The sequence below is a fragment of the Candidatus Nanopelagicales bacterium genome (genome assembly GCA_018003655.1).
Lineage (GTDB): Bacteria > Actinomycetota > Actinomycetes > S36-B12 > UBA10799 > JAGNDY01.
Genome location: JAGNDY010000116.1, coordinates 1 through 4,743 on the forward strand (window position 1 = coordinate 1; position 4,743 = coordinate 4,743).

The following is a 4,743-nucleotide window of genomic DNA, read 5'->3' on the forward strand; positions in this document are numbered from 1 at the left end:
AACGGGCAGTACATGGGTGCGTTCATCGCAGGTCCGCGTCATCGGCACGTGTTGCCCAAACGGCAAATGATTCGTCGACTTCGCGCTGTTCGAGGTAGTTGCTCGTGACCCGCTCGACGAATACAGGCAACTCGTCGGCCGTCACCTTGTGCGCACGCAGCTTGCGACCAAGGCCAACACCGCCCCCGAGGGTGCCCCCGAGGTGAACCTGGAATCCCTCAACCGTGCGGCCGTCGTCATCAGTGACCAGAGATCCCTTGAAACCGATGTCGGCGACCTGGAATCGGGCACACGAGTTCGGGCAACCGTTGACATGGATGCTTAGCGGCGCGTCGAAGGTGGGGAGTCGGTCTTCCAGCTCGGCGACCATGTCGGCGGCACGGGCTTTGGTCTCAACGATCGCGAGTTTGCAGTACTCGATCCCGGTGCACGCCATTGCGCCACGTCTGAACTCGCTGGGTCGGACAAACAGACCGAGTGACTCGAACGCGGCAGCGGCCTCATCCACGCGTTCGGCGGGCACGTCCAAGAGGACGAGTTTCTGCTCAGCGGTCAGCCTGATTCGATCGCTACCGACCCCGTCGGCGATGTCAGCGATCGCGAACAGCAACTCACCGGAGACGCGACCGACGGTAGGTGCTACGCCCAGGTAGTGGTTGCCGTCGTTCTGCGGATGGACGCCGACGTGGTCGCGGCGGCCGGTGGGTGGGTCGGCAGGAGCCGGACCGTCGATCAATTGCCGGTTGAGGAACTCATCTTCGAGTACCTGCCGGAACTTCTCCACGCCCCAATCGGCTACCAGGAACTTCAATCGGGCACGGGTACGCATGCGGCGGTAGCCGTAGTCGCGGTACAGGCGAATGATCGCTTCCCAAACCTCGGGAACGTCGTCTAGCGCGACCCACGCGCCCAGACGCTGAGCGAACATCGGGTTGGTGGAGAGTCCGCCACCGACGAAGAGGTCGAAGCCGGGGCCATGCGTTGGATGAATCACTCCGATGAACGAGATGCAGTTGATCTCGTGAGCGACATCTTGGTGGGGCGAGCCGGAGATGGCGGTCTTGAACTTGCGAGGAAGGTTGGCGTATTCCGGATTGCCTATGTAGCGACGCAGGATCTCATCGATGGCGGGGGTGCCGTCGATGATCTCGTCGGCAGCGACACCAGCCACAGGTGACCCAAGGATGACCCGCGGCGTATCGCCACAGGCTTCGGTCGAACTCAGGCCGACGGCTTCGAGTCGCTGCCAGATCTTCGGCACATCTTCGACTCGGATCCAGTGAAGTTGGATGTTCTGTCGATCGGTGATGTCGGCGGTGTCCCGACCGAAGTCACGTGAGATGCCGGCAATGACGCGTAGTTGGGCCACCGACAACTGGCCACCGTCGCTGCGGACCCGCAGCATGAAGTACTCATCATCGAGTTCTTCCGGTTCAAGGGCGGCGGTACGACCACCGTCGATCCCTGGCGCACGCTGGGTATAGAGGCCCCACCAACGGAAGCGGCCGCGTAGATCGCCTGGGTCGATGCTCGCGAACCCAGCCTTCGAATAGACGTTCTCGATGCGGGCCCGCACGTTAAGGCCGTTGTCGTCCTTCTTGACTCGCTCGTTGGGATTGAGTGGCTCGAGGTGCCCGAGCGCCCACTGCCCCTGCCCTTTCGGTCGTTTGGCTCGGGACGGCGGGAGCGCGCTGGCCGAAGGTTGCTCAGTTGTCGGATCGCAGAATGCTGGCTTGGATGGTGGCGCCACTGGGGCGTCTCCTCTGTTCGGTTAGCTGACCGCACAGCAGCGCCCAATGGCGACCATCAGAAAGGTGATGAACGGCGAAGGCCGAGCATGCGCGTCCAGCAATGGCTGGTGGACGGCGATCAGGCACAACGACAAGAACACACGGCACTTGCGACACGTCCGAAATCGATGTGGCGGCGCGCCACAAGGATCGGGGTGGTCGAAGGCATGGCACACATGCTGCCACAGGGTCGCCGTCGGCGCGACGCCGAGGTCACGCTGGCTTGGCTCTCGCTTCACCGGAGCCGAAGTCCATGGCAGCGGGTGCCGCGGCGAGGAACCTCAGTTCGCGCTAGGTGAGCCGCTAGGCGTGGCGGAGTTGGTCGTTTCGGCGGGGGAGGGTTGGGCTGACGACCTGTCCGTGGTGCTCAGGCTCAGCCGCATCCTGGCGATCTCACTGGACATTGCCGCATCCGCCTTGAGGCGACCGGCAGCGCTACTGGTTTGGACGTTGTCCAGGCACTTGTCAATGACCTTCTTCTTGTCACCTCGTAGACACCGGCGGACCGCGCGCACGTAGGCCCGTCTGGTGGTCGACCACTGGGCGTAGGTCTGGTTGAAGGCGGTGATGCCCGCCTCGCTGGGTCCAGGTGGCGGGCTGGGGACAAACGTCAGGGTTTCGGTCAGCGAGGACCAGGTCGCAAATCGCTGTGACGTTGCGCCCAGCTGCTCGGTTGTCGTGGTTTCCCAACGCTTCACGGCAGCAAGATCGGCCGATCCGGGGTAGTCAGTGGCCTGCGTTGATTCGATATCTGCGGTCAGAGAGCCGAAGGCGGATGCGGACTGTAGTCGGTTTGCTTGCTCGGTTCTCTCGATCAAGTCCGCACCGGAGCAACCCGTGACGACCACCGTCGCCGACACCATCAGGGCAGTCAGCCCGAGGATTTTCGGCATACCGAGTCCCGACACACCTGGTTTCGGCAGACCTGTTCGGTTGCCCGTGCATCGCATAAGGCAAGAGTAGTCGGCATGCACCAGACAGCAGTCGATCCCGCCTCCGCAACTCGCGGGGACGGGATCGACTGCTGTCTGTGTTTAGGTGCTCGGCTTGTCGGGAAGCCGCACGCCCTCGAGGGACTCCATATCTTCGAGTTCGACTCCCTTGGTCTCCTTCACGAACTTCAGCACGTAGAAGAAGGACAGCAACGCACAGACGGTGAAGATGCCATACGCCAGGCCAAGCGAGATGCTGACCAGAGTCGGGAAGCTCTCCGACACGATGAAGTTGGCGATCCAGTTGGCCATGACACCGATAGACAGTGCGGCCGCGCGGATCTTGTTCGGGAACATCTCGCCGAGCAGAACCCACACGATCGGACCCCAGGTCGCTGCGAAGAACGCGACGTAGGTGTTCAACGCGATGACCGCAATCAGACCACTGGAGTCAGACAAGATCGGCGAGTTCAGGTCGGCCGCAACCGTACAGCCACTGGTGCCGCCCGCTTGGATCAAGGCGTCCGTGCACTTTGGTGCCGACGCGAACACAAACGCCAGGATTGCCAAGGTCACAAACATGCCAGCGGAACCGACCAGCAGAAGCAACTTGCGGCCAACCCGGTCGATCAGCGCGATGGCCACGAAGGTGAACAGCACGTTGACAGCACTGATGATCGTCGACGTGAGGAAGGCTTTGCTCTCGTCAAAGCCAACCGCGCTCCAGATCAGGTTCGAGTAGTAGAACACCGCGTTGATGCCCACGAACTGCTGGAAGATCGCCAGGATGATGCCGACCCAGACTAACGGGAGAAGTCCGAGTCGCGGACCCTTGATGTCCTTCATGCTCGGCTTGTGATCACCCTCGAGCGACTTCTGGATGCTGCTGAGCTTGGGCCCAACATCTCCCTGGAAGATCGACGACAGGACCTCTTTCGCCTTGTCGAACTTGCGTTGTGCAACCAAGTAACGCGGTGACTCGGGAATTGTCAGCGACAGCATCCAGTAGATGACTGCGGGCACGACCATGCAGAGGAACATCCACTGCCACGCCTCAAGTCCAAGTGCGAGAGTGTTGTTGGCCTCAACCGGCGGAACCAGGGGGCTCTTGAGCGGATCGGTGATCTCATTGGGTGTTAGCCCGATGATGATCTGGTTGACCAGCTGAGTCGAGAAGATGCCGACGACGATGGCGAGTTGGAAGAGCGACGACAGTCGACCGCGCAGGTGTGCCGGGGCGACCTCGGAGATGTACATCGGCGAGATGACAGCCGCCAAGCCGATCGCGAACCCACCAACGACGCGCCACAGCATGAAGTCGCCGACGCTAAACGGGAACGCCTGTCCGACACCAGCGATAAGGAACAGGATCGCCGCGATGACCATGACCTTCTTGCGGCCGTAGCGATCAGCGAATCGACCACCGAAGAAGGCACCGACCGCCGAGGCGAGCAGCGCGATCGCGACGACGAATCCCTGCATGCCGGTGTTGGTGATCTGGAAGTGGTAGAAAACCGCCTTGTTTGCACCGTTAATGACGGAGCTGTCATAGCCGAACAGGAATCCACCCAGCGCGGCGATGATTGAGATTCCAACAACTTTGCCCGTATGGGCCTTCTCAACAACTGCGGGACCACTAGTTCCCGGCGTCGGACCTTGCATTGGGTTCCTCCTGACTCAGGGTGGACGCCTATGGGCGACCACCAAGACACCGCGTCCCGACGCGCGGCTCCACGTAGCGGAGCGTATCGAGATGTGTGTCACAAAGCGACCTGTCGAGTACCGTGAAGCCTCATTGGGATGAGTGGGGGCTCGTTTGGCGCAATGCAGGTCGCAGTTGCCCGCCATGAGGGCACGCGGAAAGGGAAACTGAGTGACTGAATCAGGTAGTCCGGTAGCAGGCTGGTACGCGGATCCGCAGGACGGTTCCATGGTCCGCTGGTGGGATGGAGTCGGGTGGACCGACCACACCCAGTCGCACCCCGGTGCTCATTCATCGGCCGTGGCCGAAGCGGCTCCGG

4 protein-coding genes are annotated in these 4,743 nt (G+C 61.7%); 1 reads left to right on the forward strand and 3 read right to left on the reverse strand.

Annotated features, from left to right (window positions below; genetic code table 11):
- Positions 1-22: 22 nt before the first annotated feature.
- The 3 genes from KAZ48_10695 to KAZ48_10705 all read right to left on the reverse strand — a co-directional run bounded on the left by KAZ48_10695 (position 23) and on the right by KAZ48_10705 (position 4,384).
- Positions 23-1,750 (reverse strand): nitrite/sulfite reductase, encoded by a 1,728-nt coding sequence (locus tag KAZ48_10695; protein MBP7973258.1) that lies wholly within the window; start codon positions 1,748-1,750, stop codon positions 23-25.
- A 321-nt stretch (positions 1,751-2,071) separates the two neighbouring features.
- Entirely contained in the window at positions 2,072-2,740 is a 669-nt protein-coding gene (locus KAZ48_10700) for a hypothetical protein (GenBank protein MBP7973259.1), read from the reverse strand.
- Positions 2,741-2,824: 84 nt separating this feature from the next.
- The gene (locus KAZ48_10705; GenBank protein ID MBP7973260.1) at positions 2,825-4,384 is read right to left on the reverse strand and encodes a sugar porter family MFS transporter; all 1,560 of its coding nucleotides are present in this window, start codon (positions 4,382-4,384) and stop codon (positions 2,825-2,827) included.
- 211 nt (positions 4,385-4,595) lie between these two features.
- On the opposite strand from KAZ48_10705, the gene KAZ48_10710 reads away from it, so the two are divergent.
- The coding region (locus KAZ48_10710; protein MBP7973261.1) for a DUF2510 domain-containing protein at positions 4,596-4,743 on the forward strand (148 nt) is incomplete at its 3' end.